Origin of the sequence: Micromonospora sp. NPDC023814 (genome assembly GCF_040639595.1) — a bacterium.
In the GTDB taxonomy this organism is placed as follows: Bacteria; Actinomycetota; Actinomycetes; order Mycobacteriales; family Micromonosporaceae; genus Micromonospora.
On sequence record NZ_JBFAAF010000027.1, the window covers coordinates 1 to 26,144 of the forward strand.

23 protein-coding genes are annotated in these 26,144 nt (G+C 75.5%); 6 read left to right on the forward strand and 17 right to left on the reverse strand.

The genetic code is table 11. The features are described from left to right. Window positions 1–221: 221 nt before the first annotated feature. Window positions 222–1,643 carry a WGR domain-containing protein gene (locus AB0G14_RS16505; protein ID WP_357459430.1) on the forward strand — a complete coding sequence of 474 codons (1,422 nt, stop codon included), beginning with the start codon at window positions 222–224 and terminating at the stop codon, window positions 1,641–1,643. 67 nt (window positions 1,644–1,710) lie between these two features. Here AB0G14_RS16505 and AB0G14_RS16510 read toward each other — a convergent pair whose 3' ends face one another. Next, window positions 1,711–2,979, reverse strand: a complete 1,269-nt coding sequence (locus AB0G14_RS16510) for a hypothetical protein (RefSeq protein ID WP_357698074.1) — start codon at window positions 2,977–2,979, stop codon at window positions 1,711–1,713. Further along, on the reverse strand, window positions 2,976–3,497 hold the full coding sequence (locus AB0G14_RS16515; RefSeq protein ID WP_357698076.1) for a SigE family RNA polymerase sigma factor: 522 nt from the start codon (window positions 3,495–3,497) through the stop codon (window positions 2,976–2,978). The genes AB0G14_RS16510 and AB0G14_RS16515 overlap by 4 nt, the downstream gene beginning before the upstream one ends. A gap of 71 nt (window positions 3,498–3,568) precedes the next feature. On the opposite strand from AB0G14_RS16515, the gene AB0G14_RS16520 reads away from it, so the two are divergent. Beyond that, the gene (locus tag AB0G14_RS16520) at window positions 3,569–4,465 is read left to right on the forward strand and encodes an aminoglycoside phosphotransferase family protein (RefSeq protein ID WP_357698078.1); all 897 of its coding nucleotides are present in this window, start codon (window positions 3,569–3,571) and stop codon (window positions 4,463–4,465) included. A gap of 12 nt (window positions 4,466–4,477) precedes the next feature. On the opposite strand, the gene AB0G14_RS16525 is transcribed toward AB0G14_RS16520, so the two are convergent. Beyond that, window positions 4,478–5,287 carry a DNA-formamidopyrimidine glycosylase family protein gene (locus AB0G14_RS16525; protein WP_357698080.1) on the reverse strand — a complete coding sequence of 270 codons (810 nt, stop codon included), beginning with the start codon at window positions 5,285–5,287 and terminating at the stop codon, window positions 4,478–4,480. A 138-nt stretch (window positions 5,288–5,425) separates the two neighbouring features. On the opposite strand from AB0G14_RS16525, the gene AB0G14_RS16530 reads away from it, so the two are divergent. The 3 genes from AB0G14_RS16530 (at window position 5,426) to rocD (ending at window position 8,721) form a co-directional block, all read left to right on the forward strand. Continuing rightward, window positions 5,426–6,223, forward strand: coding sequence for a UbiA family prenyltransferase (locus AB0G14_RS16530; protein WP_357698082.1), 798 nt, complete (start codon window positions 5,426–5,428; stop codon window positions 6,221–6,223). 471 nt (window positions 6,224–6,694) lie between these two features. Continuing rightward, the gene (ddaH, locus tag AB0G14_RS16535; protein WP_357698221.1) at window positions 6,695–7,510 is read left to right on the forward strand and encodes a dimethylargininase; all 816 of its coding nucleotides are present in this window, start codon (window positions 6,695–6,697) and stop codon (window positions 7,508–7,510) included. Further along, entirely contained in the window at window positions 7,507–8,721 is a 1,215-nt protein-coding gene (rocD, locus tag AB0G14_RS16540; protein WP_357698084.1) for an ornithine--oxo-acid transaminase, read from the forward strand. Before ddaH ends, rocD begins: the two co-directional genes overlap by 4 nt. A 63-nt stretch (window positions 8,722–8,784) precedes the next feature. On the opposite strand, the gene AB0G14_RS16545 is transcribed toward rocD, so the two are convergent. Further along, a complete protein-coding gene (locus AB0G14_RS16545; RefSeq protein WP_357698086.1) occupies window positions 8,785–9,930 on the reverse strand; it encodes an FHA domain-containing protein in 1,146 nt (381 codons plus the stop codon). Continuing rightward, a complete protein-coding gene (locus AB0G14_RS16550) occupies window positions 9,927–10,220 on the reverse strand; it encodes a 4a-hydroxytetrahydrobiopterin dehydratase (RefSeq protein ID WP_357698088.1) in 294 nt (97 codons plus the stop codon). Before AB0G14_RS16550 ends, AB0G14_RS16545 begins: the two co-directional genes overlap by 4 nt. Before the next feature lie 185 nt (window positions 10,221–10,405). Here AB0G14_RS16550 and AB0G14_RS16555 point away from each other — a divergent pair, with 185 nt between their 5' ends. Beyond that, window positions 10,406–11,173 carry a hypothetical protein gene (locus AB0G14_RS16555; RefSeq protein WP_357698090.1) on the forward strand — a complete coding sequence of 256 codons (768 nt, stop codon included), beginning with the start codon at window positions 10,406–10,408 and terminating at the stop codon, window positions 11,171–11,173. Between the two features lie 56 nt (window positions 11,174–11,229). On the opposite strand, the gene AB0G14_RS16560 is transcribed toward AB0G14_RS16555, so the two are convergent. The 12 genes from AB0G14_RS16560 to AB0G14_RS16615 form a co-directional block, all read right to left on the reverse strand. Further along, window positions 11,230–12,279, reverse strand: a complete 1,050-nt coding sequence (locus AB0G14_RS16560; RefSeq protein ID WP_357698092.1) for an acyl-CoA desaturase — start codon at window positions 12,277–12,279, stop codon at window positions 11,230–11,232. A 154-nt stretch (window positions 12,280–12,433) separates the two neighbouring features. Next, on the reverse strand, window positions 12,434–16,180 hold the full coding sequence (locus AB0G14_RS16565; protein WP_357698094.1) for a hypothetical protein: 3,747 nt from the start codon (window positions 16,178–16,180) through the stop codon (window positions 12,434–12,436). 47 nt (window positions 16,181–16,227) lie between these two features. Further along, window positions 16,228–16,548 carry a divalent-cation tolerance protein CutA gene (cutA, locus tag AB0G14_RS16570; RefSeq protein ID WP_350703705.1) on the reverse strand — a complete coding sequence of 107 codons (321 nt, stop codon included), beginning with the start codon at window positions 16,546–16,548 and terminating at the stop codon, window positions 16,228–16,230. Between the two features lie 9 nt (window positions 16,549–16,557). Next, entirely contained in the window at window positions 16,558–17,574 is a 1,017-nt protein-coding gene (locus AB0G14_RS16575; RefSeq protein ID WP_357698096.1) for a 1-acyl-sn-glycerol-3-phosphate acyltransferase, read from the reverse strand. After that, window positions 17,574–18,407 (reverse strand): patatin-like phospholipase family protein, encoded by an 834-nt coding sequence (locus AB0G14_RS16580; RefSeq protein WP_357698098.1) that lies wholly within the window; start codon window positions 18,405–18,407, stop codon window positions 17,574–17,576. The genes AB0G14_RS16575 and AB0G14_RS16580 overlap by 1 nt, the downstream gene beginning before the upstream one ends. A gap of 125 nt (window positions 18,408–18,532) precedes the next feature. Next, on the reverse strand, window positions 18,533–19,594 hold the full coding sequence (locus tag AB0G14_RS16585) for a glycosyltransferase family 4 protein (protein WP_357698223.1): 1,062 nt from the start codon (window positions 19,592–19,594) through the stop codon (window positions 18,533–18,535). A gap of 187 nt (window positions 19,595–19,781) precedes the next feature. Then, entirely contained in the window at window positions 19,782–20,453 is a 672-nt protein-coding gene (locus AB0G14_RS16590; RefSeq protein WP_357698100.1) for a BON domain-containing protein, read from the reverse strand. Window positions 20,454–20,626: 173 nt separating this feature from the next. Then, window positions 20,627–22,279 (reverse strand): trypsin-like peptidase domain-containing protein, encoded by a 1,653-nt coding sequence (locus AB0G14_RS16595; protein ID WP_357698102.1) that lies wholly within the window; start codon window positions 22,277–22,279, stop codon window positions 20,627–20,629. Window positions 22,280–22,341: 62 nt separating this feature from the next. Beyond that, complete coding sequence (locus tag AB0G14_RS16600; protein WP_357698104.1) at window positions 22,342–23,898, reverse strand: HAMP domain-containing sensor histidine kinase; 1,557 nt, start codon at window positions 23,896–23,898, stop codon at window positions 22,342–22,344. Beyond that, window positions 23,895–24,596: a response regulator transcription factor gene (locus AB0G14_RS16605; protein ID WP_091103329.1), complete on the reverse strand. Its 702-nt coding sequence runs from the start codon at window positions 24,594–24,596 to the stop codon at window positions 23,895–23,897. The genes AB0G14_RS16600 and AB0G14_RS16605 overlap by 4 nt, the downstream gene beginning before the upstream one ends. 75 nt (window positions 24,597–24,671) lie before the next feature. Next, window positions 24,672–25,289, reverse strand: coding sequence for a PadR family transcriptional regulator (locus AB0G14_RS16610; RefSeq protein ID WP_357698106.1), 618 nt, complete (start codon window positions 25,287–25,289; stop codon window positions 24,672–24,674). Further along, window positions 25,286–26,116 (reverse strand): DUF4097 family beta strand repeat-containing protein, encoded by an 831-nt coding sequence (locus tag AB0G14_RS16615; protein ID WP_357698108.1) that lies wholly within the window; start codon window positions 26,114–26,116, stop codon window positions 25,286–25,288. Before AB0G14_RS16615 ends, AB0G14_RS16610 begins: the two co-directional genes overlap by 4 nt. Window positions 26,117–26,144 lie beyond the last annotated feature (28 nt).

Sequence of the window (26,144 nt, forward strand, 5' to 3'; positions counted from 1 at the left end):
AGCTTCTTCGGACCCTGCGGCCTGCGATCCCCACGGATCTCGAACACTGCAACCCCTGATCACGTCAGGCGTTGCAACGATCCCTAGAACCCGAGCACCTGAGGTTAGGAAGGGGCCTTCCTTACCAAGCGGTCGATCCTTGTCGGGGGTGGCGGTTACCGTGTGCCCGCTGTCGCCGCGCCGGCCACATCGGGCCGGTCGCTGACCCCTCGGAGGCCCCCTTGTCGCAGGAGACGACCTACCTCGAACTGTCCGAAGTGGATGGTGGCGCGCACAAGTTCTACGAGGTCGTGGTCGACGACGCCGCGCTGACCGTCCGCTACGGCCGGATCGGCGACCAGGGCCAGGTCAAGACCACGGCATACCCGGACAACGCCCGGGCCCGCGCGGCCGCCGCAAAGAAGATCGGCGAAAAGGTCCGCAAGGGATACGCGCCGGCCGTACGCGGTGCACGGCAGAAGCGCGCCGTCTCCCGGCGACAGATCGTCAGCACCCGCTCCACCGCCCGCACCGCCCCGGTGCTCTGGCGCTACGACTCCGGCGCCCCGGCCTTCGGCATCTTCGTCGACGGGCAGACCTGCATGGTCGGCAACGAGCGCGGGGTCATCACGACCCTCGGTCACGACGCCCGGGTGCTGGACCAGGTCCGCCTCCCCGACGGGGTGAAGTGCATCGTCGCCGACGACGCCTGGATCTACGCGGGGTGCGACGACGGCAACGTCTACGACCTGTCCGGCAAGGTGCCCCGGGTGGCGTACGCGATCGCCCCCGACATCGACATCTACTGGCTCGACATCCACGACGGGGTGCTGGGCGTCTCCGACGCGGACGGCGGCATCGCCGCCGTCGACCACGAGGACGAGTTCCTCTGGCGCCGGGCGGGACGCGGCCGGTCGGCCTGGATGGTGCGCTGCGACGCCGACGCGGTCTACCACGGCCACTCGCAGGGGGTGACCGGCTACGACTGGCGCACCGGGCAGGAGCTGTGGCACACCCGCACCGGCTCGGTGCTCTTCGGCTGGCAGGAGCCCGGCGCGGTGTTCGCCGGCACCGGCACCCGTGAGGTGGTGCGGCTGGCGAAGGACGGCCGCACCGAGCGCACCTACCGGTGCGACGCCCCGGTCTTCTCCTGCGCCACCGCCGAGGGCGGCCGGTTCGTCTTCGCCGGTGACAGCCAGTCCTCGATCTACTGCTTCGACGCGGCCGGCAACCGGCTGTGGAAGCTCGGCACCGGCTGTGGCTCGGCCTACTCGATGCAGTACCACGAGGAGCGGCTCTACGTGGTCACCACCGGCGGCTACCTGGCCTGCGTCGACGCCAGCGAGCCGGCGATCCGGGCGGCGGAGGCCGGCAGCGTGCCGGAGGTGGTCGACGTCAAGGCCCCGCCCCGGCTGCCGGAGCCGGCGGCGTGGACGACGGTCGAGGTGACCAGCGACGTCGACGGCGGCGTGGTGGTGCAGTGCGTCGAGGACCGCGGCCGGCTGCGCGTGCACGTGCTCTCCCCCGGCTACCGCCAGGACTGGTCGGTGCAGTTCCCCAAGGGCATCCGCGAGCCGGGCGCGCGCTACCTGGTCACCCAGGTCCGCGAATCCGGCCGGGGCGGCTTCTACCGGGCGTACGGCGACATCCGCCGGCTGCGCTGAGATGCTCCGGTCCGGGGGGCGGTGCGGGACCGCCCCCCGGACCGGTCAGCGCCAGGCCAACGGCCCGTCAGCGGCAGGTCCAGCGCACCGCCCAGCCCCTGTTGTTCAGGTAGAGCTGCCCGCCGAGTACGCGAGCGTCATCGCTGATGCTCCGCACCCAGCCGTCTACGCCGGTCTTACCGTCCGGCCCGGGCAGTGTCACCGTTTTCGTGTCGGTGACCACGACGGGGACGTTGGATGACAGCACGCCGGCTATCCAACCCCGACTGTTCACGGCTCCGGTGGTCACGTCGGCCGACAGCACGTCCGCCTGCCCGGTCCGCAGATCGATCCGCACTCGGTACCCCTTCAAGCTGCCCCGCTCTCCCGGTTTCGTCTCCCGGTAGGCGGTCCCGGTCACCCAGCCCCCGGCCAACGAGACGGGAAAGAACTGAAAGGCGACCCCGCCAGGCACCCGGGGCAGCGGCAGCACCTCAGGCCGGGTGGCGCCCGGCCGCCACACGACCGCGCGCCGCGGCTGGCCCGGATCCCCGTTGGTCAGGTCGGCCATGTTGGCCAGGACGGTGCCGTCCTCGTCGATGCCGATCGCCGAGCCCGCCCACCCTGGGCCGGGCAGCGGCAGGTCGACCGCCTTGGCCTCGTACGAGTCCCAGACCACGGGCCGATCCTGGCGCCAGGGCTCCCGCACCTCCTCCGCCCTCCGGTAGCCGACGATCCGGCCGGCGTCGTTGACTGCTCTCGCCGCCCCGGGGCCAATCACGGACAGGCGTACGGGCTGGCCGTCGCGTACCGCCCACGCCTCCAGCCCTCCGCCAATGCGCCTCGTCGAGCCCACCGCCAGGCCGGCCCGGTTGACGTCGCGCAACTCCTGGTACGTGCCAGGGATCTCGACCTCCCGGGCCCGGCCGGCGTCCCAGATCAGCACGCGGTGGTCCGGCGACCCGTTCGGGCTCAGGTGGCCGACCAGCCACCGGCCGTCGGGGTCACCTCCGGTGACCTCGCTCCCGGGAGCGGCACTGTCCGGCGCCGGCAGCAGCGCGGCTTCGCACTTTCCCTGCCACGGGCCGGGCGGCGACGGCTTCGGGGTGGGGGGCACGGGGCTGACGCTCACTCCCGCCGGAGCAGGGGTCGCCCCGTCGCCGCCGTGCAGGGCCGCCGGCAGGGCGGCCGCCGCCAGCACGCCGAACGCGGCTGCGCCGGCCACCGCCACCCGGCGGTTGCGCCGGCGGCGGCGCGCCTCCCGGATCGCCCCCGGCACATCGATCCGGGGCGGCCCGGCGGGCTCGTCGTCGAGCCGACGCAGCAGGTCGGTGACGCGCTCCTCGTCCATCCTCATGATCTCCGCTCCCCTCCGGCCCGACCGGCCAGTTCCCGGCCGCCGAGTAGTCGTCGCATCGCCGCCAGCCCGTGCGAGGTCTGGCTCTTCACCGTGCCGGCCGAGCAGCCCAGCGTCCGGGCCACCTCGTCGACCGGCAGGTCGTGCACGAACCGCAGCACCAGCACGGCCCGCTGGCGTGGCGGCACCTGGGCCAGCGCCTCGCGCAGCACGGTCCGCTCCTCGGCGCCCCGGTCCTCGGTGGACCGGACGTCGGGCGGCCCGCCGAACAGGTGCACCCGCCACCAGCCGCGCCGTCGGGTGTCCAGGAAGAGCCGGACCAGCACCGTGCGGACGTACGCGTCGAGCTGCTCGACCTCCCCGATCCGCGCCCAGCGCCGATAGAGCCGGGTCGCGGTCTCCTGCACCAGGTCGTCGGCCTGGTCGGCGTCGCCGCAGAGCGCGTACGCGAGCCGGCGCAGTGCGGGCAGGCGTGCGGTGACGTACTCGATGTATTCCTGGTCCGATGCGTCCGGCATCCGGCCACCTCCGTGGGGTTCCCTGTTCCAGACGGTCCCGGCCCGGAAACGGTTGTACGCGACGAGCCGGCGTGGCCGAGGATGACCGGATGGCCGTGGACCTGGAGATCCCCGACGGGCTGCGCTGGACCGAGGAAGTCGAGGCGGGCCGGGCGTGGCGGGCGGTGCTGCCGGCCCGGCTGGCGGAGTGCGTCGAACGCTGGCACCTGCGGGTGGGACGCCCCTTCCCGTACGCCTTCGCGTCACTGGCCCTGCCGGCCGCGCTGCCCGACGGCACGCCGGCGGTGCTCAAGCTCCAGTACCCGGACCCGGACAGCGTGCACGAGGCGACGGCGCTCGAACACTGGGCCGGGGCGGGGGCGGCCCGGCTGCTCGCGCACGACCCGGACCGGCGGGCGCTGCTGGTGGAGCGATGTGTGCCCGGCAGCGCGCTGCACGAGCTGCCCGCCGACGCGGCGCTGGACGTGGCGGTCGGGCTGCTGCCCCGGCTGTGGCGACCGGCCGGCCCACCGTTCACCCCGCTCGCCGAGGAGGCCGCCGGGTGGTGCGAGCGGCTGCCGGTGAACTGGGAACGGGCCGGCCGGCCGTACGAGCGGCGGCTCCTCGACACGGCGCTCGGGCTGCTCGGCGACCTCGTCGGCAGTCAGGGCGAGCAGGTGCTGGTCAACCAGGACCTGCACGCCGGCAACGTGCTGCGGGCGACCCGGGAGCCGTGGCTGGTGATCGACCCGAAGCCGCTGACCGGCGAGCGGGAGTTCGGCGTCGTGCCGCTGGTGCGCGGGGCGGAGCTGGGGCACTCGCCGGACGCCGTCCGGCACCGGCTGGACCGGCTGAGCGCGGAACTGGGGCTGGACCGGGAGCGGGTGCGGGGCTGGACGGTCGGGCAGACGCTGGCGTGGAGCATCGGCGAGGGGCAGGTCTTCCCGCAGCAGGTCGAGGTGGTCCGCTGGCTGCTCGGCCCAGGGTGAGCGCGGCGGACGTCAGGCCGGTTGGCAGGTGGGGCACCAGTAGAGGTTGCGGCCGGCCAGCTCGCCCCGGCCCACCGGCGTGCCGCAGACGTGGCAGGGCGCGCCGGGGCGGCGGTAGGCGTACACCTCGCCGCCGTGCCGGTCGACCCGGGCGGCGCGGCCCATCGCCTCGGGCAGGTGCGCGTCGCGGACGGTGTCGATCCGGCCGCGCGCGACGGCGAGCCGCATCAGCGTCACCAGGTCGGCCCAGAGTGCGTCCCAGCCGGCGCGGGGCAGCCGCCGCCCCGGTAGCGTCGGCGGCAGCCCGGCCCGGAACAACGCCTCGGTGACGAAGATCAGCCCGGTGCCGGCCACCACCGACTGGTCCAGCAGCAGCGCGGCCAGCGGCGTGGGGCTGCGGGAGATCCGGGCGTACGCCCGGTCGGGGTCGGCGTCGGCGCGCAACGGGTCGGGGCCGAGCCGGCCACGCAGCGCCGCCACCTCGGGTGGGGTGAGCAGTTCGCAGGCGGTCGGGCCGCGCAGGTCGAGCCAGTGCCGATCGCTGGTCAGCCGCAGCCGCACCTGGCCGACCGGCTCCGGCGGTTCCCCCGCGCCGTCGGTGAACTTGCCGTAGAGCCCGAGATGGACGTGCAGCGTCAGCTCGCCGGCGTGGTGGTGCAGCAGGTGCTTGCCGTACGCCTCGGTTGCCTCAAGCACGGTGCCGGTGAGCCGGGCCGCGCCCTCGGCGAAGCGGCCCTGCGGGCTGGCGGCGTGCAGCTTGTCGCCGGCGAACAGCTCGGCGTGCCGCGCGGCGAGTCGGTGGATGGTGTGTCCCTCAGGCACGACGGCAACGGTAGCCGGGACGGGGCCGGCGCCGACGCGGCCGGGTGTCGCGGAGTTCGCGGCTGGGTACCTCGGGTTCGTTACCGCGCGGGCGCCACCCGCTCCATCGGCCGCCGCGCATTCATCAGGAGGTGTGTTGTGGTCAAGATTCCTTCCCTGTCGCGCCGGACGGAGCCGGCCCCGACGGACGACGACGCGGGCGGCCGGGACCGGGCCGAGGACACGGGCCGGGCCGACCGCCCGGTGGTGACCGACCGGGACAGCGACCAGGCGACCTACCGCAGCAGCGCCGCGGCCGGAACCGACGGTCGGGCGACCGGACCCGACGGGCGGGGCGGCGACGCCGAGCGGCGGGCGGCCGAGCGCGCCGCCGTCGCGCGGGCGGCCACCGCCCGGCCGACCGACGCCGACACCCGGCGCAGCCCCCGGATCTCCGACGCCGACTCGGCCCTCGAACGGACCGTCGACGGCCGGACGGTCGACCTGGACCGGGACGCGGCGGCGGCGCGGGCCGCCGGGACGGACCTGGACCGCCCGGTGGACCACCCCGTGGACCGGGACGGCGACGTCGTCGCCGACCGCGCCCCGGAGCGGCCGGTGGTCGCCGGCCCGAAGCCCCGGGCCAGCCTGCTCGCGACGCTCGGCCTGGTCGTCGGCGTCGCCGGCGCCCTCTTCGTGCTCACCGGCACCCTCGCCGGGTACGGCATCGGGCTCGGTGCGGTCGGCGCGGTCCTCGCCGTGCTGGGTCTCCTGGCCACCCGGCGCCGGCACATCGCGGGCAAGACCGACGCCCTGCTGGGCATCGCGTTCGGCCTCGGCGCGGTGGTCCTGGGCGTGCTCGCGATGACCGGCCAGTTCGACTGGCCGACCACCGACGGCGACTGGGTGGGGCGCCTGCGGGAGTGGCTCGACTCACAGTTTGCGGACCGCTTCTAGCGGGCACTGTCGGGCTCGCCGGCGGTGCGCCGGCAGTGCCGGTGGTGCACCGGCGACGCCCGACCAGCCTGGTGGTTCACCAGCCGGGCACATCCTTTCGGGGGCGGCGGTTCGCCGCCCCCGAAGTGCGTCCGGGGTCGGTCGGTCCCGCACCGGGTCCGGCCCCGCACCGGGTCCGGGCCCCGCCATGCCCTCGCGGGCGTCCGACAGGTCGTCGCGGCCCGGAGCCGCGTGCGGGGGTGCCGGACCCGGGGTGGCCGACGGACGGGCGGGCGGTGACCGCGGCCCTCTCCCGCCAGGACGCAACGATTCGACGGCAGCGCGGTCTCATACGCAACGATCGTCCGCCCCACGCAACCATCACCGGTGGATCCTGTCGGCCCGGCCCGCATAGCGTTGACGGACGGCGCCAGCCCCGTGGGTCGAAGATGGCCGGGGCGCGCCCGACCCCCTGGGAGCAGGACAATGACGATGGACGCCACCAGCCAGCGCTTCCTGATGTGCCGGCCGACGTACTTCGCCGTCGACTACGCGATCAACCCGTGGATGGACCCGACGGCCCCGGTCGACGCCGACCTCGCCGTCCGGCAGTGGGAGCAGCTGCGCCAGATCTACCGGGACCTGGGCCACACCGTCGAGGAGATCACTCCGGTGCCCGGGCTGCCCGACATGGTCTTCGCCGCCAACGGCGGCACGGTGATCGACGGCAAGGCGATGGCCGTGCAGTTCCGCGACCCGCAGCGCGCCGACGAGGCCCCCGCGTACCGTTCCTGGTTCGAGGCCGCCGGCTTCGAGATGCACGACCCGAAGCACGTCAACGAGGGCGAGGGCGACATCCTCCTGGCCGGCGACTTCCTGCTGGCAGGCACCGGCTTCCGCACCGCGCACGCCTCGCACGCGCAGCTCCAGGAGGTCTTCGGCTACCCGGTGGTCACGATGCAGCTGGTCGACCCGCGCTTCTACCACCTGGACACCGCGCTCACCGTGCTCGACGAGCGGACCGTGGCCTACCTGCCGGAGGCGTTCTCGCCCGGCAGCCGGGCCGTGCTGCGCCGGCTCTTCCCGGACGCGGTGCACGCCACCCTGGCCGACGCCGAGGTCTTCGGGCTGAACGCGGTCAGCGACGGCCGGCACGTGGTGCTGCCCGCGCAGGCCACCGGCCTGGCCGCGAAGCTGCGCGACCGGGGCTACGAGACCATCGGCGTCGACCTGTCCGAGCTGCGGAAGGCCGGCGGCGGGCCGAAGTGCTGCACGTTGCGACTCCGTCAGGGAAAGGCGAGCAAGTGATCGAGGACATGCTGCGGACGCCGGAGGCGGTCCGCGACGCGGAGCGGTGGACCGCGCACAACTACCACCCGCTGCCGGTGGTCATCTCCTCCGCCGAGGGCTCCTGGCTGACCGACGTGGACGGCCGCCGCTACCTCGACTGCCTGGCCGGCTACTCCGCGCTGAACTTCGGGCACCGGCACCCGCAGCTCGTCGCGGCCGCGCACGCGCAGCTCGACAAGCTGACCCTCACCAGCCGGGCGTTCATCCACGACCAGTTCGCCGACTTCTGCCGGGAGCTGGCCGAGCTCTGCGGCAAGGACCTCGTGCTGCCGATGAACACCGGCGCCGAGGCGGTGGAGACCGGCATCAAGGTGGCCCGCAAGTGGGGCTACCAGGTCAAGGGCGTGACGCCGGGCCAGGCCAACATCGTGGTCGCCGAGGGGAACTTCCACGGCCGCACGACCACCATCGTCAGCTTCTCCACCGATGAGGACGCGCGCGCCGACTTCGGGCCGTACACCCCGGGCTTCACGGTCGTGCCCTACGGCGACCTGGACGCGCTGACCGCCGCCATCGACGAGAACACCGTCGCGGTGCTGCTCGAGCCCATCCAGGGCGAGCAGGGCGTCGTCGTGCCACCGGAGGGCTACCTGCCGGGCGTACGCCGGGTCTGCACCGAGCGGAACGTGCTCTTCGTCGCCGACGAGATCCAGTCCGGCCTGGGCCGCACCGGCGCCACCTTCGCCTGCGAGCACGAGGGCGTCGTGCCGGACATGTACCTGCTCGGCAAGGCGCTGGGCGGCGGCATCGTGCCGGTCTCCGCGGTGGCCGCGAACTCCGACGTGCTGGGTGTGCTGAAGCCGGGCCAGCACGGCTCGACCTTCGGCGGCAACCCGCTGGCCTGCGCGGTCGCCACCGAGGTGGTCCGGCTGCTGGCCACCGGCGAGTTCCAGCGCCGCTCGACCGAGCTGGGCGCCCGGCTGCACGCCGGCCTCCAGTCGCTGGTCGGCAAGGGCCTGGTCGCCGTGCGGGGCCGCGGACTGTGGGCGGGGCTGGACATCGACCCGGCGCTGATGAGCGGCCGGGAGGCGTGTGAGCGGCTCGCCGAGCGCGGCGTGCTGGCCAAGGACACCCACGGCTCCACCATCCGGCTCGCCCCGCCGCTGGTGATCACCGAGGAGGAGATCGACCACGCGGTGGCCCAGCTCGCCGCCGTGCTGGCCGGCTGACCCCGTACGACGGCGGCGGGCGCCGGGACCATGGTCCCGGCGCCCGCCGCCGTTTCCCGGCAGTCAGCGGGGCAGGCGCATCGCCATCGTGGGGGCCTCGGCCATCACCGAGTTCGGCGTGTACGGGGCGCCGGCGGGAAGCTCGCCGGGCCGGCCGACCTGCACCCCGGGGTAGAGCTCGACCATGTCACCCTCGGTCAGCACCCGCGACTGCTTCGGCGCCAGCGGGACGCGGTCACCCTCCGCCATCGACCCGCCCGGCCGGATGCCGGAGCCGTTGGTGCTCACGTCGGTCACGATCACCTCGCCGACCCGCAGCTCGAACCGGACGTGGCTGCGGCTGATCCAACGGCGCGCCTCGTCGTTGAGCCACTGGCCGAGCACGATCCCGCCGGCCTGGTCGGGCGCCCGGCCGACCAGCGCCGGCTGGTCCTCGGTGAGCACGAAGCGGCGCCGGATCAGCCCGCCGACGCGGACGGCCAGGACCTCGCTGCGCGGTCGCGGACCGGCGTCGCCGAGCCGGGCGCCGTGCCGCGGGCAGGTGGGCGCGCCGCCGCGCAGGGAGGGCGGCGGCTGGGCGGCGGGGCTGCGCTCCACCCGGGCCAGGTCGGCGAAGGACCCGCCGCCCCCGCCGCCGAAGAGCGCGCAGCCCGGCTCCGGGCAGCGCCACTGCCGGGAGAGCAGCTTCACCCCGGCCGGCGACCGGTCGCCGGCGACCGGGGTGTGCCCGCCGCCGACGTGGGCGACGAAGGCCGGCCCGCCGGCGCCCGGCACCGGGGCGAGCACGCGGCCGGGCTGCTCGACCAGCCACGGGTAGCGCCCGCGCAGGCCGTCCGTCCGCACCCGGGTGAGCACCGGCAGCCCGAGCAGGTCGGCCACCTCCAGCATCCGGTCGCCCGGGTTGTCGAGCACCTCGACCAGCCCGTCGTCGGCCCACCGGCGGACCACCATCCGCTCGTTGGAGGTGAGGTCGGCGTCGGAGAGCAGCGCCCGGTGGACGACCGCGTAGACGGGGACGCTGTCCTCCTCCAGCTCCCGGGCGAGGGCGTCGATCACCATGCCGAGGCGGAGCAGGCTGGCCGGCCGGCCGCCGTCGAGGTCCTGGTAGCGGATCACCTCGGCCAGGTCGAGGACGGCCCGGGCCAGCGACGGGTCGGTGCAGACCCGCCCCTCGATGGCGTCGAGCACCTTGCTGATCTCGAATCTCATCGGACGCTCCCCACGATCTCGTCGATCCGCCGGGCCAGTTCCAGATCCCGCCGGGTGACCCCGCGCGCCGAGTGCGTCACGCAGCGGAACGTCAGGGTGCGCCAGCGGATGTCGATGTCGGGGTGGTGGTCCAGCTCCTCCGCCGTCACGGCGACCCGGTCGACGACCGCGATGGCCTCCGGGAAACTGGCCAGCTCCACGGTGCGGGTGATCCCGGTCGGGTCTCCCGACCAGCCCGCCAGCCCGCTTAGCTCGTCTCGCACCGCCTCGGCGGTGAGCACGTCTGCCATGGGGAGACCCTACCGGGAGGGGTCGGAACGACGCCGACCAGCGGCGGGAGGTGTGTCCCACCCGGCGGGCGGCGGGGTGGGGCATAGATCCGCGGCTGTGGACGGCGGACGTTAGGCTGACCGGCGGCCCGGCCGGGCCGCGACCGGCGTCGCCCCGGCCCACCCTGCCAGAGGAGATTCTCAGCATGAACACTCGACGGCTGGCGACCACGGGGGTCGCTATCGTCGCCGCGCTCAGCCTCGGTCTCACCGGGTGCGGCACGAAGACGGACGCGGACGCTCCAGCCGGCAACGGCACCAGCGCGGCACCCGCCAGCTCGGCCCCGGCGGACGCCCGCGCCGAGCTGACCGCCGCCGCGCAGAAGCTCAACCAGCAGAGCGTCCGGATGGAACTGAAGTCGGCGGTCGTCAACGGCAGCGGCGTGATGGACCCGGCGACCAAGACCGGCGACATGACGATGAAGCTGGGCCCGGAGGGCACCTTCCGGATCCTGCTGCTCGGCGACGACGCCTACCTGAAGATCACCGGCATGCAGGGGATGCCGAAGAAGTGGCTGCACATGGACACCACCAAGCTCGGTAAGAGCGGCCAGTTCAACCTGATGCCCGAGGGCGACCCGGGCGGCGCGAAGCAGATGATCGAGAGCGTGGTGGACGTCGAGAAGACCGGCACCGGCAGCTACGCCGGCACCCTCGACTACACCCGCACGAAGGCCGACGACCCGTCCATCAAGGCCCTCGGCGAGAAGGCCAAGGCCGTCCCGTTCACCGCCAAGGTGGACGACCAGGGCCGGCTCGTCGAGTTCGCCATCGACACCAGCGTGCTGCACGAGTCGCTGGGCATGATGACCACCACCTACTCGGACTTCGGCGCCCCGGTCACCGTGAAGAAGCCCGCCGCGAGCGAGACGCAGGAGGCCCCGCAGGAGCTGATCGAGTCCATGGGCTCCTGAGCCCGAACGCACGGAGGCGGGGGCGGCGCCGGACGGCGCCGCCCCCGCCTCGCGTCTCAGCCGCGCAGCGGCCGGCCCACCTCGTGCAGGTGCGCGAGCGCCTGGCGGTACGACTCCACCAGCCCCGTCTCGGCGTACGGGATGCCCCGCTCGACGCAGTACGCGCGCACGATCGGCTGGGCCCGGCGCAGGTTCGCCCGCGGCATGTTCGGGAACAGGTGGTGCTCGATCTGGTAGTTGAGCCCGCCGAGCGCGACGTCGACGATCCGGCCACCCCGGACGTTGCGGGAGGTGAGCACCTGCTTGCGCAGGAAGTCGAGCTCGTCGTCGGCGGTCGGCATCGGCATCCCCTTGTGGTTGGGGGCGAACGAGCAGCCCATGTAGAGGCCCCAGAGCCCCTGGTGGACGGCGACGAACAGCAGCGCCTTGCCCGGGGACATCGCCAGCAGCAGCCCGCCGAGGTAGCCCACCGCGTGCAGGCCCAGCAGCAGCGCCTCCACCCTCCGGTGCCGCATCGGGGTGCGGAACCCGCCGTCCGGCTCCCGCCCGACGACCGCCTGCACGCTCGCCACGTGCAGGGCGAGCCCCTCCAGCAGCAGCATCGGGAAGAACAGCCACGCCTGCCGGCGGGCGAGCCAGCGGTTGACGCCGCGCGTCGCGGCGGCCTGCTCGTACGTCCAGACCAGCGCGCCCGCCCCGACGTCCGGGTCCTCGTCCTCGTGGTTCGGGTTGGCGTGGTGCCGGTTGTGCTTGTCGACCCACCAGCCGTAGCTGAGCCCCACCGCCAGGTTGCCGGTGAGCAGGCCCACCGCCTCGCTCGGCCCGCGCCGGCGGAACATCTGCCGGTGGCCGGCGTCGTGGCCGAGGAACGCGACCTGCGTGGTGGCAACGGCCAGGAACACGGCGACCAGAAGCTGCGCCCACGAGTCCCCGACCAGCCCGACCGCGACCCAGCCCGCCGCGAAGACGCCCAGGGTGAGCACGATCCGCGTCACGTACCGGCCCGGGCGCCGCTCCAGCAGCCCCGCCCCGCTGATTCGCCGGGACAACTGCGAGTAGTCACTGCCCCGCCGTACCGGCGGGTCCGCCACCGCTGCGAGCACCATTGCGGCTCCCGTTCCTCGATCCCGGATACCGCGCCGGCCGGCGCGCCCCTGCCGTCCAGTCTCCCGAGAACGGTTGCGCTGAGTAACCCTGTCCACCCCCCGAGCGGGGGTAGGGCAGACCCTACCCCCGGCCGCCGGGGCGCGGACCCGGCGGTCAGCCCATCCGGCCGACGGCGGCCCGGAGCCGGGCCAGGTCCCGCCGCCGTCGCTCGTACGTGGCGGCGAGGCCGATCAGCGCGAACCCGCCGACGGCCAGGAAGATCCACCGGGGCAGCAGGTCCCACCCGCGGACCAGCTCGTGCAGCGCGAGCAGCGCCAGGGTCACCCCGCCGAGCAGCACCGGCGCCTGCCAGCGACGGGTCGCCCCGGCGAGCACCGTGCCGAGCGCGGCGGCCCCCAGCAGCAGCCGCCGCCACGGCTGGGGATCCGGTGCCACCAGCACCGACACCAGGCTCGGCAGCAGCGCGGCCGCGAGCCCCGGGCCGAGCGCCAGCCAGCTGGTCAGCCCGGCCCGGGTGCGCAGCGCCGCCACGCCCGCCCCGAGGGCCAGCGCCGCCGCCGGCACCGTGTACGCCTCCAGGACCGCCACTCCCCCGGCGGCCAGCAGCAGCCAGCCGCCGAGCAGCTCGCTGCCGCCGGCGATGCCCGCGAACGCCCAGCGGCGGCCCGCCGGCTCGCCCCGGCGCAGCACCCGCAGCGCGACGGCGGCGCCCCACAGCACGCAGACCGCCGCCGCGTGCCGGAGGGCCCCGACCGCGAGCAGCAGCGCGACCAGCGCCACCGCCTGGGCGGCCGCGTCCAGCACCGCCGCCGGGGCGGACCCCTGGCGGGCCGGGGCGGCCCCGACCGGCGCCCGGTGGCCGCCGAGCAGCGCGGCGGCGGCCAGCGTGAGCACCGCGACGGCGAGCACGCTGAAGGCGGCCGTCCGCAGCGGCAGCCCGCCGGCCAGCGGCGCGGTGACCGCGAGGCCGGTCGCGGCGGCGACCGCGACCAGGCGACCAACGAGCCGGGCGTCGCCCCGGCGGGCGGCCACGCCGACCACGGTCGCCGCCACCACCAGCACGCCCAGGCCGGCGAGCGTGCCCGCCCTGGTGGCCAACAGCCCGAGCAGCCCGGAGGCGGTCAACGCCAGCCCCACCGGCACCCCGACCGGGGCGAGCAGCGGGCGCGGCGCGGCCAGCGCGGCGACCAGCACCGCGACCACCCCGACGACCAGCGTGGCGGCCGGCGCCACCGGCCACGGCGCGCCGACGGCGACCAGCAGCACCGGCAGGGCGGTCGCCGCGAACGGCAGCGCGACGAGCGCGGCCCGCCACCACGCGCCGCGCGCCGACGCTCCGCCGCCGGCCCCGACGGCGCCTGGCATGCCCGCACCGGACCCGAACGCACCCGGCGTGCCAGCACCGCCCCCGACCGGTGCCAGACCTGCCGGCGCCGGGCCGGACCGCGCCCGGGGGACAGTCCGGTCGGTCCCCGCCGCCAGCAGCGCGGCCACCGCCAGCGCGGCCAGCGCCACGCCGGCCGGGAACGCCTCCGGGACGGGCTCGACCGCGGGCGCCCCGGACCAGGGCGACACCCCGCCGTACGGGGCGAGGTGCACCGTCAACGCCACCGGCGCGGCGGCGGCGAGGGCGATCACCAGCAGCCCGACGCCGGCCACCCGCAGGACGGTGTCGGAGCGCGCCGCACCGCTCAGCGTCACCAGCAGGACCGCCACGGCGGCGTAGAGCGCCACCGGTTCGTCGGCCGGTACGACCACCGGCGCCAACCCGACCAGCGCGACCGCCACGGCGAGCCCGACGGAGGCGTACGTCCGCAGGTCGGGCCAGTGCCGGCGGACCGCGAGCAGCCCGACCGGCAGCACCGCGACGGCGGCCAGCGCCGCCCGCGCCTGCCACCAGGCCGGCGCTCCGGCCGCGATCAGGGCGACGGCCGCGACGGCCGGCACCGCGGGCGACGCGGCGGCCAGGGACACCCCGGCGATCCCGCGCTGGACGGCCGTGCCGCGCCGCCCGGCGGCGGCCACGGCGAGCCCGGCGGCCAGGACCACCGCGAGCGCCGCCCCCACCCCGCCGGGGGCGGCGAGCCCCACCAGCAGCCCGTGCCCGAGCAGGAGGGCTCCGGACGCCGCCGCCGTCACCGCCGTCCAGGACCGGGCGCCGGGCCGCCCCACCCCGACGGTCAGCAGGCCCGCCCCCGCCACCAGGTCCAGGGCCACCACGGCGGGCCACGGCGACGGCCAGCCGGCGGGCACGGCGAGCACGGTGGCCGCCACGCCGAACGCGGCCAGCGCGGGTCGGGCGGCCCGGGGCAGCAGCAGCCCCACGGCCGCCAGGGTCAGCGCGATCACCACCGGCAACTGCCAACCCCGGGCGATGTCCGGCCCTACGGCGGCACCGTGCCACGGCGGCAGCGACCGACCGACCGCACCGCCGGCGAGCACCACGGCCACCAGCACGGCGAGCTGGGCGGTCCCCCCGGCCACCAGCAGCGCGCCGACCCGGGGACCGGTCCGCCAGCCGGCGGGCAGCAGCCGCACCGCGCCGGCCAGCGCCACCACGACCAGCGCCGTGAGCACCGGTGCCGTCCCCAGCTCCGCGGCGGGGCGGACGACCGCCCCGGCCAGCACCGGCACCAGCAGCCCGGCGGCGACGGCGCGGAACACCCGACCGCCGGTGAGCACCGCCGCGCCGAGCAACGCCAGCGCCACCAGCAGCAGCGGGCCCCCGGCCAGCAGCGGGGTGCCGGCGGCCCGGCCGAGGGCCAGCGGCACCAGCGCGCAGCTCGCGGCCACGGCCAGCGCGCCGGCGTACCCGATCCAGGCGACGACGCGCCCGGCGATGACCACCGGACGCTCCCCCGATCCGCCAACCGCACCGGGCGGCGCGACCGCCGGTCCCGGCACCGCCGGTCCCGGCACCGCCGGCGTGGCCACCCCGGCCCCGGGTGCCGCGACCGTCGGTGACCCCCCGGGCTGGGTCGCGGCGCCGCCCGCCGGGCCGCGTCGAGGCCGCAGCGCGACCAGCACCGCCAGGTCGAGCAGCGCCACCCCGACGAAGACCACCGCCCAGCCGGCGGCGTCCGGCCGGGCCGCGACGGCGAACAGGGGCAGCACCGGATGCGCGGTCACCAGGGCCGCGAACCACGGCACGGTCAGCCCGCTGAGCCGGGCGTAGCCGGCCGCGACCGCCGCGCCGGCCCCCCCGACCAGCGCGGCGTAGCGGGTGCCGGGCCAGCCGGCCACCCCGAACAGGTCCACCGTCCAGGCGGCGTACCCGTCGAGGAGCACCAGCAGCAGCCCCACCGCGGCGAAGGTCTCCGCCGTGCCGCGCAGCCCCCGCCGCACCGCCACCAGCGGCGCGGCCAGGGCGAGCGCGGTGAACGCGGCCAGGATCAGGGCTCGGCCGGCGACGCCGACCGCTGCCCAGGCGACCGCCGTGAAGACCACCGCCGCGGTGCCCAGCAGCAGTCCACCGAGGACGAAGAGCAGGCTCTGGACCGTCCGGGTCGAGGTCTCCGCCCCGCCGACGGCGGCCGGCGCGGGAACCGGCGCGACCGGCCCCCCGGCGGGCCACGCCGGCGTCGGGCGGGCCGGCGTCGGGCGGGCCGGCGCGAGTGCCGGGACGGCGGCGGGAGCCGGACGCGCGGCGGGGCCGGGGAACTCCGCCCGGATCGCGGCGGCCAGCTCCGCCCGGCGCCGCCGGCTCGCCGCCAGCCGGTCGACGAGCCCCTGGTACGCCGCGCGGGCCCGCTCGACCTCGCCGCCGAGCGCGACGATCTCCCGGTCGAGCCGGATCACCTCGGCGGCGGCCGGGTACGGCGGTCGCCCGCAACCGGAGCAGCCGGAGCCGAGGGAGGCCGGCGCGCCGCAGGCGGGACAGGGGTAACCCGTGGTCTGCACCCGGCCATTGTCGGCCGGCTCCCGTCACCGCCCCAGAGTGCGCGTACTCAGGGCCGGGTGTGCTCGTGCACCCAGGCGGCGTACGCGGGGTCGCCGCTGTCCACCCGGGTCACCAGGATCTCCGGCACCTCGTACGGATGGCTGGCGCGGATCTGCTCCACCAGCGCGGCGGCCCGGTCCGGCGCGGTCTTGAACTGCACCGACCACTCGGTGCTGGTCTCCACCCCGGAACGCCACCAGTAGGTGCTGTCCACCTGGCCGCCCACCTGCGCGCAGGCCGCCAGCCGCCCGGCGACGGCCGCAGCCGCCAGTACGTCGGCGACCGACCGCGCGTCCACCACCGTCGTCACCACGCAGATCTGGTCCACCAGCGCACCCTACGCGGCGCCGTCCCGATTGGCCGCGATCCACTCGTCGATCCGCGCCCACCAGTCGAAGAGCCAGTCGATCCGCTCCTGCCGGCCGGTCGGCACCTCCTCGGGCGGCACCGACCAGAAGCGCATGACGATCTGCTTGTCCATCGGCAGTTCCCGCCACACGTCGGCCACGGTGAGCATCCGGTCCAGGCCGGTGTGCGCCACGAAGATCACCCCGGCGTCGGGGGCGGCGTCCAGGGCCGCGAGCAGCCCGCCGGGCTGCGGGGCGAGCACGTGTCGCATCCGTTCCGCACGCAGCGCCATGCGCTCCAGGCCCAGCGCGCGCAGCCGCGCGATGGCCCGCAGCCGGCGGCGCGGGGTGAAGTTGCCGCCCTCCGGGAAGATCACGAAGGCGTCGTCGTCGTCCAGGCCCTCGGCCAGGTGCCCGATCTGCTCGGTCACCGAGCCCCGCCCGTCCGGACCGGGCGCGAGGAAGCGGTTGGGCAGCCGGTTGAGCAGCACGTCGATCGCCGGATCCCACTGGAGGCTGTCCTTGAGCACGATCCGCGGCTCCCGGTTGAACCAGTTCACCAGGGCGTGGATCAGGATGAACGAGTCGCCGGGGCCGGCATGCCGGCAGAGCACCAGTTCCGGCCGGCCGGGCAGGGCCGTGTCGGGATCGGTGCCCACCACGTCGATGCTCAGGTGCAGCGTCCAGCGGGCCTGCCAGAAGAGCACCCGCAGGAACCAGCCGGCGAGCACGTAGTGGGCCCGCTGGAAGGCCGGCGAGCGGGCCCGCCACCCGAAGCCGGAGGCGACCCAGAGCCCGAAGAGCGCGAGCAGCGCCGCCGCGTCCCAGACCAGGTAGACGCAGCCGATCCAGAGCAGCCGCAGCGGCCGAAGCCGGCCCGGGACCAGCGGCGAGGCGGCCGCCGCGAGCAGCGCCCAGACCGGCAGGGTGGTCACCACCAGGAAGGCGAGCAGCACCACGCCGGGGGCCAGGAGCACCCGGCGTACCCACCGCGGCGGCAGGGGCATCAGCGCTCCACCTGGGTGGCCAGGTAGTGCCGGGAGGCCGTGTAGGCCCGGCTGATCCGCCGCCCCACCGCCGCCATGTCCCGGTACGCCCACGGCGTGTCGTCGCGCGGGTTCAGCCCGCCGGTGGGCAGCACGTGCACCTCCACCCCGTCGGGGAGGGCCGCCATCTCCCGGGCGAACCGGTGCCGCCGGGCGATCTCGAACGCGACCTGGGCGATCTCCCAGGGCCGCCGGGGCGGGGTCAGCTCCCGCTCGATCCGCCCCACCTGGAGTACGAAGATCCGCCCGGCACCGGCGGCGACGGCCTCGCCGATCGGGATGGAGTTGACGATCCCGCCGTCGACGTAGTGCTGGTCGCCGATCTGGGCGGGCGGCAGCAGCCCCGGCACCGAGGCGGAGGCCAGCACGGCCGGCACCAGCGGACCGCTGTCGAACCAGTGCTCGGCGGCCCGCTCGATGTTCGCGGCACAGCAGCGGAACGGCACCCGGAGGTCGGCGAAGGTGGTCTCCGCGCCCAGCTCGCCCTCCAGCAGCTTGCGCAGCGGGCGGGGAGAGTGCAGGTGGGTCCGGGCGGCGAACCGGCGCAGTTGCCGGGCCACCGAGTCGCCGTACACCTCGCTCGCCTCCGGCGAGGCCCAGAGCCGGACCAGCCGGTCGGTGACCGCCTCGGACGGCTCGGCGGCGACCAGGGCTCCGTTGACCGCCCCGATCGACGTGCCGAGCACCATGTCGGGCCGGATCCCGGCCCGGAACAGGGCCCGCAGCATGCCCACCTCGACCGCGCCGAGGACTCCCCCGCCCCCGAGCACGAACGCCACCGGTCCCCGCGCCATGGCCTCATCCTGGCACGGGCCGGAAAGCGGCCGTCCGGTGCCGGTGCCGGCCGGGCCTCGGTGCGCCGGGCGGCGCGGGCTGAGCGGGTCGCCGGAGAGGGCCGGTCAGGTACGGCCGGCCACGGTCAACACCCGGCCACCCGGGCCGGCTCCCGGACCCCGGCGGACCGGGCCGCGTCGGCGATGAAGCGGCGGTACACCTGCTCGTAGCCGGCGGCCATCTGGGCCGTGGAGAAGTTCCGCGCCACGTGCGCGACGCAGTCCGCCGGGTCGAGGTCGGGCACGGCACGCAGCGCGCCGGGCAGGTCGTCCACGCCCTCGCAGATCAGGCCCGTCACCCCGGGCCGGACGAGTTCCGGCACGGCTCCCCGGTTCAGGGCCACCACCGGGGTGCCCGTCGCCATGGCCTCCACCATCACCATGCCGAACGGCTCCTCCCACTGGATCGGCATGATCAGGCACCGGGCCTCGACCAGCAGCCGCAGCGCCTCCGCCCGGTCGGCGTCGAGCACCACGTGGACGTCCTCGCCGAGCAGGGGCCGGACCGCCTCGTCGAAGTAGCGGCGTTCGGGCGGCTCGTTGCACTTGCCGGCGAGCACCAGCGGCAGACCGGCCACCCGGCACGCCCGGATGGCGACGTCCGGACCCTTGTCGGGGCTGAACCGGGCCAGCCAGAGCACCGGGCCGTGGCTGGGCGCGGTCTTGTGCGGGATGCCCTGGACGTCCATCGCGTTGTGCACCGTGCCGACCCAGGGCAGTCGCGGGTTGAGCCGGCGCTGTGCGTGGGAGATGGCGACCAGCCCGACGCCCGGGTCGGTGTCGCTGAGCACGTCGCCGTACTCGCCCACGGGGTTGCCGTGCACGGTGGCCACGGTGGGGACCGCCCGGCGGCCGGCGACCAGCGGGCCGATCGTGGTGTGGTCGTGGACGACGTCGAAGTCGGCCGCGTCGACGAGGTGGTTGACCCGGGCCAGGTGGGCCAGCTCGGGCAGCGCCTCGCCGAGCCGCTCGTACTGCAGTTCCGGCACGGTGGAGACGAAGGCGGCGGGGGTGCCGTGCTCCTGGCCCGCCCCGAACACGGTCACCGCGTGTCCCCGCTCGCTCAACGCCTCCACCAGGCCGGTCACCACATGTTCCAGCCCGCCGTAGCCGGGCGGAGGCATCGACAGCCACGGCGGCACCACCATCGCGATCCGCAACGGCCATTCCGCCGCCCGGTCGGTCGGCAGGTGGTTAACGGCCACGAGTCCTCCCCGTCGGTCGGTGGTGCGGGTGGGCAGCCGGTGCCGGATGCGCTCCGGCCGGCCACCCCACACGGCGGGATCGAGGGCGGTTTCCCGGTGACAGCGCGACTAAACCGGACAAGCCGGGCGTTCACCCGCCCACGAGGAGCCGGTCCCGCACCGCCCGCACTCCCGCGGCGGACCAGGCCAGCCGCTCCGCCTCGTCCCGTTCCCACCAGGAACGGACCACGCCCCCGAGGATCACCGTGTCCCCGTCCAGCTCGACGGTCACCCGTTCGGTGCCGATCCCCCGCAGCAGCGCCCGCTGCAGGTCGCGCCGGATCCGCTCGGCGTCCGGACGGGTGGCGGGGCGCACCTCGACCAGGTTCGTCACCCCGCGTACGCCGCGCAGCCGGCGCACCTCCCGTTCGGCGGTGCGCCGCTGCCAGCCGAACTCCACCTCGCCGCGCAGCATCACCCACCCGTTGGCCACCGTGACGTCCAGCAGCTCGGCGGGGACGAAGCTGTCCCACTCCAGCGCCCGGCTCACCGCGATCGCGATCTCGGCGTCCGTACGCCCCGCCTCGCCGGGCAGGCGCACCTCGATGTCGTCGGCGACCGCCCGCACCCCGCGTACGCGCTGCGCGCAGCGTTGCGCCGCCCACCTGTGGGCGTAGCCGTCCACCCAACCGGTCAGCGTGACCACGCCGTCGGCGACGGTCACCCCGATGTCGTTCGGCTGCACCTGGGCGTCCCAGGCCAGCTCGTCGAGCACGTCCCGTTGGATCCGATCGTCGGTCCGGACGGCCGCTGCCGTGGTCATCGCATCCCTCCGTACGCCTCGCCGGGTCTGCCACCGACGATGCCGACCCGACGGGTGACGGCGGCTCACCCGCACCGGGCGAACCGCCGTCAGAGGAAGCGGCGGGTGACGGAGCCAACCCCCTTGGCCCCGCCACCCGCCGCCGGAGGGAGGAGGAAAGTTTCGGTTACGGGTTACGACGTCTCGGCGAGCGTCACGGTTGCCGTGGATTCGGCGCCGTTGCGCTTGTACGTCACCACTACCCGGTCGCCGACCTTGCCGGCCTGCACGGCGCCGACCAGGTCGTCCGAGTCGTTGACCGCCTTGTCGCCGAACCGGGTGATCACGTCGCCGCGCTGGAGCCCGGCCTTCTCGGCGGCGCTGCCGGAGGTGACGGCGGCGACCAGCGCCCCGCCGCCCTCGGCGGCCGTCACGCTGACCCCGAGCGACGGGTGGCTGACCTTCTCGCCCCGCTGGAGCTTGCCGGCCACGTCCTTGGCCTTGTTGCTGGGGATCGCGAAACCGACGCCGATGTTGCCGGTGCTGCCCTGACCGGCGGTGGCGATCGCGGTGTTGATGCCGATCACCTCGCCCCGGGTGTTGACCAGCGCGCCACCGGAGTTGCCCGGGTTGATCGGCGCGTCGGTCTGGAGCAGCCCGGCGATCGAACTGGCGCCCTGGCCCGGCTCCTGCCGCTGCTGGCCGCTGCCGGCCTGGATGGTGCGGTCGCGGGCGCTGAGGATGCCGGCGGTGACCGAGCCCTGGAGGCCCAGCGGGCTGCCGAGGGCGAGCACCTGGTCGCCGACCTGCATCGCGTCGCTGTCGCCGAACGTGGCCGGCTTCAGGTCGCTGACGCCGGCGGCCTTCACCACCGCCAGGTCGGTCTTCGGGTCGGTGCCGACGATCCGGGCCTGGACGGTCTTGCCGTCGGCGAAGACCACCCGGACGCTGTCCTGGCCGGCGGAGGCGACGACGTGGTTGTTGGTGAGCACGTAGCCGTCGGCGGTGAGGATCACGCCGGAGCCCTCGCCGCTGTCGGTGGCGATGGAGACGACGCTGGGCTGCACGGCGGCGGCGATCCGGGGCAGGTCGGCGCTGTTGATCACCGGCGCGGCGGAGTAGGTGCGGGTGGTCCCGGAGTCGCCGTCCACGGCGAGCGCGAGCGCCCCGCCGGCGACGCCCGAACCGAGCATCAGGGCGAAGACCGCGACGCCGGCGCCGGCGAGCTTCGCGATCCGGCCCGGCCGGGGGCCGACCGCCGGCGCGGGCGCCCAGGGCGGCACCGGCTGGCCCGGGTGATGCGGGTGCTGGCCGTAGCCCGCCCCCGGTTGTCCCGGCTGTCCCCCGCCGCTCCAGCCGGACTGCTGGCCGTACCACGGCGCGCCCGGGTACGGCGTGCCCTGCGGCTGGCCGGGCTGCCCGGCCGCGTGCGGGTGGCCGCCCGGCGCCTGACCGGACACGGGGTAGGGCGGGGCGGACGGGCCGGCCGTGGCGGGTGGGAACGGTCCCGCCGGGGCGGGCTGCCCGGCCGGGACGCCGGGGCCACGGACCGGGTCCGGGGCGGTGGTCTCGGGGGTGCGGGCCGGCTCCGGGGCGCGCGTTGCGACGTCGCCCGCGACCGGGGCGTCGGTGGTCCGGCCCGGCTCGGCGGTACGGAAGGCGTCGCCGCCCGTCGCGGCGGGTGCGGCCGACGCCGGAGCGACGGGGTCGCCCGGGGCGGTCGGGGCGGGGTCGGGGTGGGAGTCGGACTGCGCGCGCTCGGCGCGCGGCAGCTCGGCGGTGGGGTGCGACGGCTCGGCGTCGGTGGCGGCCGGCCGGCGCTGCGGGTCGGACTCGTACTCGGTCATGGATCCACCTTCGCTCGGGCCACTGCGACCAGCCTGGAACCGGCCTGAATGTTGGCTGAAAGTCACTCTCCATCACCCTCGATGTCCGGCACGAGCGGCAGCCGGACCCGGAAGGTCGCGCCCCCGCCCGGGGTGTCGGCCACCTCGACGGTGCCGTGGTGCGCGCGCACCAGCGCCGCCACGATGGCCAGGCCGAGGCCGGTGCCGGTGTTGCCGCCGGCCCGCCGGGTACGCGCCGCGTCCACCCGGTAGAAGCGCTCGAAGACCCGCTCCGCCTGATCGGGGGTGAGCCCCGGGCCGGTGTCCGCCACCTCCACCACGGCCAGGTTGCCCGACTCGGCCCGCAGCCGCAGGGTCACCGAGGCGTCCGGCGGGGTGTGCGTGAGGGCGTTGGTCATCAGGTTGCCGATCACCTGACGGAGCCGGGCGTCGTCGCCGTAGACCACCAGCGGGCCGGACCCGGGCTCGATCTCCAGCTCCACCCGGCGCTCCGGCGCCACCACCCGGGCGGCCTCGACCGCGTCGCTGGCCAGCACGGGCAGCTCCACCGGGGCGAGGGCGAGCGGCCGTTCCCGGTCCAGCCGGGCCAGCAGCAGCAGGTCCTCCACCAGCAGCCCCATCCGGGCCGCCTCCTGCTCGATGCGGCGCAGCAGGTCGGCGGTCTGCTCCGGCGCGCTCGCCGCGCCCTGCCGGTACAGCTCGGCGAAGCCCCGGATGGTGGTCAGCGGCGTCCGCAGCTCGTGCGACGCGTCCGCGACGAACTGCCGCATCCGCTCCTCCGAGCGCCGGGCCCGCGCCTCGGACGCCCGCGCCGCGCCGGCCGCGTCCCGCGCCGTGGTCTCGGCGGCCCGGGCGGCGGTCTCCGAAGCGGCCCGGGCGGTGAAGGCGGCCTCGATCTGCGTCAGCATGGCGTTCAGCGCCCGGGAGAGCCGGCCCAGCTCCGAGGTCGGGACGGGTTGCCCCTCCTCCGGGTCGGGCACCCGCCGGGTAAGGTCGCCGCCGGCGATGGCGGCAGCCGTACGCTCGATCTCCACCAGCGGTTTCAGGCTGGTCCGGACGATCGCCGCGCCGATCGAGGCGAGCAGGATCAGCACCGCCCCGCCGACCAGCATGTCAATCCAGATCAGCTGCTTCACGGCGCGATCCACCTGGGTGAGCGGCTGCCCCACGGCCAGTACCGAGCCGTCCTCCTGCCCCGCGTAGACCACCCGCCAGCGGGTGTGACCGTCCCGGGACAGGACGTAGACGGGCTCGCCTTCGAGCGCGACGAATCCGCTCAGGTCGGTGGGAAACCTCGGCAGTTGCTCGGGGTCGAGGCTCTTGACGTCGTAGACCGGCCGGTACACCTGTTCCTCGTCGGCGATCGAGACGACGTAGCTGCTGGGCAGCATCGCCTGGACCTGACCGCTGCGCAGCCAGGGAAGTGCCTGGCCGAGGCCCTGGCTGGCCGACTTGATCTGGCCGTCAACCTGGCCGACCAGATAGTTGCGGAGAAAGAAGGCGGTCAGCGAGCTGATCACCAGCAGCGCGGCGGCGACCAGGGCCAGCACAGCGGCGACCAGCTTCACCCGCAGCGGGACGCTGCGCAGCCGCGCCTTCCCCTGGTCGAGCGGGCTCACGCCGCCGGCTTGCGTAGCACGTACCCGACGCCCCGCAGGGTGTGGATCAGCCGGGGCTGGGTGTTGTCCACCTTGCGGCGCAGGTAGGAGATGTAGGACTCGACGATGTTGTCGTCGCCCCGGAAGTCGTAGTTCCACACGTGGTCGAGGATCTGCGCCTTCGACAGCACCCGGTTGGCGTTCAGCATCAGGTAGCGCAGCAGCTTGAACTCCGTCGGCGACAGCTGCACCCGCTGGCCGGCCCGGTGCACCTCGTGGGTCTCCTCGTCCAGCTCCAGGTCGGCGAAGGTCAGCCGGGAGGGCGCCTGCTCGCCGGTGCTGGTCCGCCGCAGCACCGCCCGGATCCGGGCGGTCAGCTCCTCCAGGCTGAACGGCTTGGTGACGTAGTCGTCCCCGCCCAGGGTCAGCCCGCGGATCTTGTCGTCGGTGGCGTCGCGCGCGGTGAGGAAGACCACGGGCGTACGCGTGCCGCCCTCGCGGAGCATCCGGATGACCTCGAAGCCGTCCAGGTCGGGCAGCATCACGTCGAGCACGACCAGGTCGGGCCGGTGGTCCTTGGCGGCGTGCAGGGCGGCGCTGCCGCTCGTCGCGGTGGCCACGTCGAAACCCGCGAAGCGCAGGCTCGCGGAGAGCAGTTCGAGGATGTTGGGATCGTCCTCGACGACGAGCAGTCGCGCCTCGGTCTGGGTAGCGGCCATGCGCCCATCATCCGCGCTCTCGCTGCGTCCGCGCTGGGCACTTCCTGGAAAAAGCCTGTGAGCCGACCGCCGTGATCAGCGCAGCAGCCGCCGCAGCCCGTCCAGCGCGCCGTCGAGCAGCCGGATCGCCGTACGCAGCTGCGAGTCGGTGAGCCTGCGGGCCCGTACCAGGGTGCCCACCTCGACGGCGAAGGCCGCCAGCCGCTGGTCGAACTCGGCGAGCGACGTCGTTCCCGGCCCTGCCGCGGGGGCGGGGGCGGGCGCCGGACCGGGCGCGGGGGGCGTCCAGCGGGCCCGTCGGGTCTGCCGCGCCGCCTCGCGCAGCTCCCGCTTCAGGTCGCGGACCGAGCCGCGTACCTCGTCGCGGATCTCCCCGGCCAGCGCGGACAGGTCCTCGACCGAGGCCGCGATGTCCGACTCCAGGGCGGCCAGTTCGCCGGCCCGCTGGCGCAGCTCGGCCCGGCCGGCCTCGGTGATCTCGTAGACCTTGCGGCCGCCGACGGCGGTGTGGGTGACGAGCCCGTCGGCCTCCATCCGTTGCAGCCGGGGATAGATGGTGCCGGCGCTGGGCGCGTAGTGGCCGAGGAACCGCTCCTCCAGCAGGCGGATCAGCTCGTAGCCGTGCTTCGGGCCGTCGTCGAGGAGCCTGAGCAGGTAGAGCCGGAGCCGCCCGTGACTGAACACGGCGGTCACGGCAGCTCCTCTTCCTGGTCGTCCACCGGGCGGGCGAGCAGCGCGATGCTGCCCGAGGTGGCGGAAGCCCAGAGCTTACCCTCGCCCGCGCCGAGCACTCCCTCGCTGTCGACCACCGCCCCGGGGGCGGCACTGCCCCGCACCTGGGCGAAGCCGCTGGTGATCCGGCCCGACGTGGTGTGCAGGCGCACGGCGAGGTCGCTGTCCTCGCGGACCCGGACGGTGATGCCGCCGGAGATCGTGCTGAGCCGGATGTCGCTGCGCCGGGGATTGTCCAGGTCGCAGGTGATGGCGCCGGAGACGGTGGTCGCGCGCACCTGCCCGGCCGCGCTGTCGGCGAGGGTCACCTCGCCCGAGACCGTCTCCAGGTCGAGGTCGCCGGACACGCCGAGCGCCTCGACCGGGCCCGACGTGGTCTTCGCCGACGTCGGGCCGCGCAGCCCCATCAGCGTGATCCGCCCCGCCGTCACCTCCACCCGGGTCCGGCCGCGCAGGCCCGACGCGACCAGCGAGCCCTCGACCAGTTCGAGGTCGGCCAGCACGTCGGCGGGGACCGCGACGGAGACGTCGACCCGGGACAGCCGGGACAGCGGCCCCACCCACCAGACGAACTCAGACCACCGCCGGCGCCGCTGCTGGCGTACGGAGAGCCGACCGTCCCGGTGCTCGACCAGGACCGGCCGGCGACCGACCCGGGTGACGTCGACCCGGGCCGGGCCGTCGGTGGCCACCACGTTGAGGCGGCCACTGAGCAGGTGGACGTCCAGCCGGGTGACCGGCCCGTCCAGGGTGAGCCGCTGCGGGGCGTCCACGGTCCAGCCGGTCATCGGTCCTCCCTCCGGTGACGCGCCGGCC

What these genes read in the sequence shown, in the direction of transcription:
- AB0G14_RS16510 (WP_357698074.1), bottom strand. Translation starts at nt 2,979, where the DNA reads ATGAGGATGGACGAGGAGCGCGTCACCGACCTGCTGCGTCGGCTCGAC.
- AB0G14_RS16515 (WP_357698076.1), bottom strand. Translation starts at nt 3,497, where the DNA reads ATGCCGGACGCATCGGACCAGGAATACATCGAGTACGTCACCGCACGC.
- ddaH (WP_357698221.1), top strand. Translation starts at nt 6,695, where the DNA reads ATGGACGCCACCAGCCAGCGCTTCCTGATGTGCCGGCCGACGTACTTC.
- AB0G14_RS16545 (WP_357698086.1), bottom strand. Translation starts at nt 9,930, where the DNA reads ATGAGATTCGAGATCAGCAAGGTGCTCGACGCCATCGAGGGGCGGGTC.
- AB0G14_RS16550 (WP_357698088.1), bottom strand. Translation starts at nt 10,220, where the DNA reads ATGGCAGACGTGCTCACCGCCGAGGCGGTGCGAGACGAGCTAAGCGGG.
- AB0G14_RS16555 (WP_357698090.1), top strand. Translation starts at nt 10,406, where the DNA reads ATGAACACTCGACGGCTGGCGACCACGGGGGTCGCTATCGTCGCCGCG.
- AB0G14_RS16560 (WP_357698092.1), bottom strand. Translation starts at nt 12,279, where the DNA reads ATGGTGCTCGCAGCGGTGGCGGACCCGCCGGTACGGCGGGGCAGTGAC.
- AB0G14_RS16575 (WP_357698096.1), bottom strand. Translation starts at nt 17,574, where the DNA reads ATGCCCCTGCCGCCGCGGTGGGTACGCCGGGTGCTCCTGGCCCCCGGC.
- AB0G14_RS16580 (WP_357698098.1), bottom strand. Translation starts at nt 18,407, where the DNA reads ATGGCGCGGGGACCGGTGGCGTTCGTGCTCGGGGGCGGGGGAGTCCTC.
- AB0G14_RS16585 (WP_357698223.1), bottom strand. Translation starts at nt 19,594, where the DNA reads ATGGTGGTGCCGCCGTGGCTGTCGATGCCTCCGCCCGGCTACGGCGGG.
- AB0G14_RS16590 (WP_357698100.1), bottom strand. Translation starts at nt 20,453, where the DNA reads ATGACCACGGCAGCGGCCGTCCGGACCGACGATCGGATCCAACGGGAC.
- AB0G14_RS16595 (WP_357698102.1), bottom strand. Translation starts at nt 22,279, where the DNA reads ATGACCGAGTACGAGTCCGACCCGCAGCGCCGGCCGGCCGCCACCGAC.
- AB0G14_RS16605 (WP_091103329.1), bottom strand. Translation starts at nt 24,596, where the DNA reads ATGGCCGCTACCCAGACCGAGGCGCGACTGCTCGTCGTCGAGGACGAT.
- AB0G14_RS16615 (WP_357698108.1), bottom strand. Translation starts at nt 26,116, where the DNA reads ATGACCGGCTGGACCGTGGACGCCCCGCAGCGGCTCACCCTGGACGGG.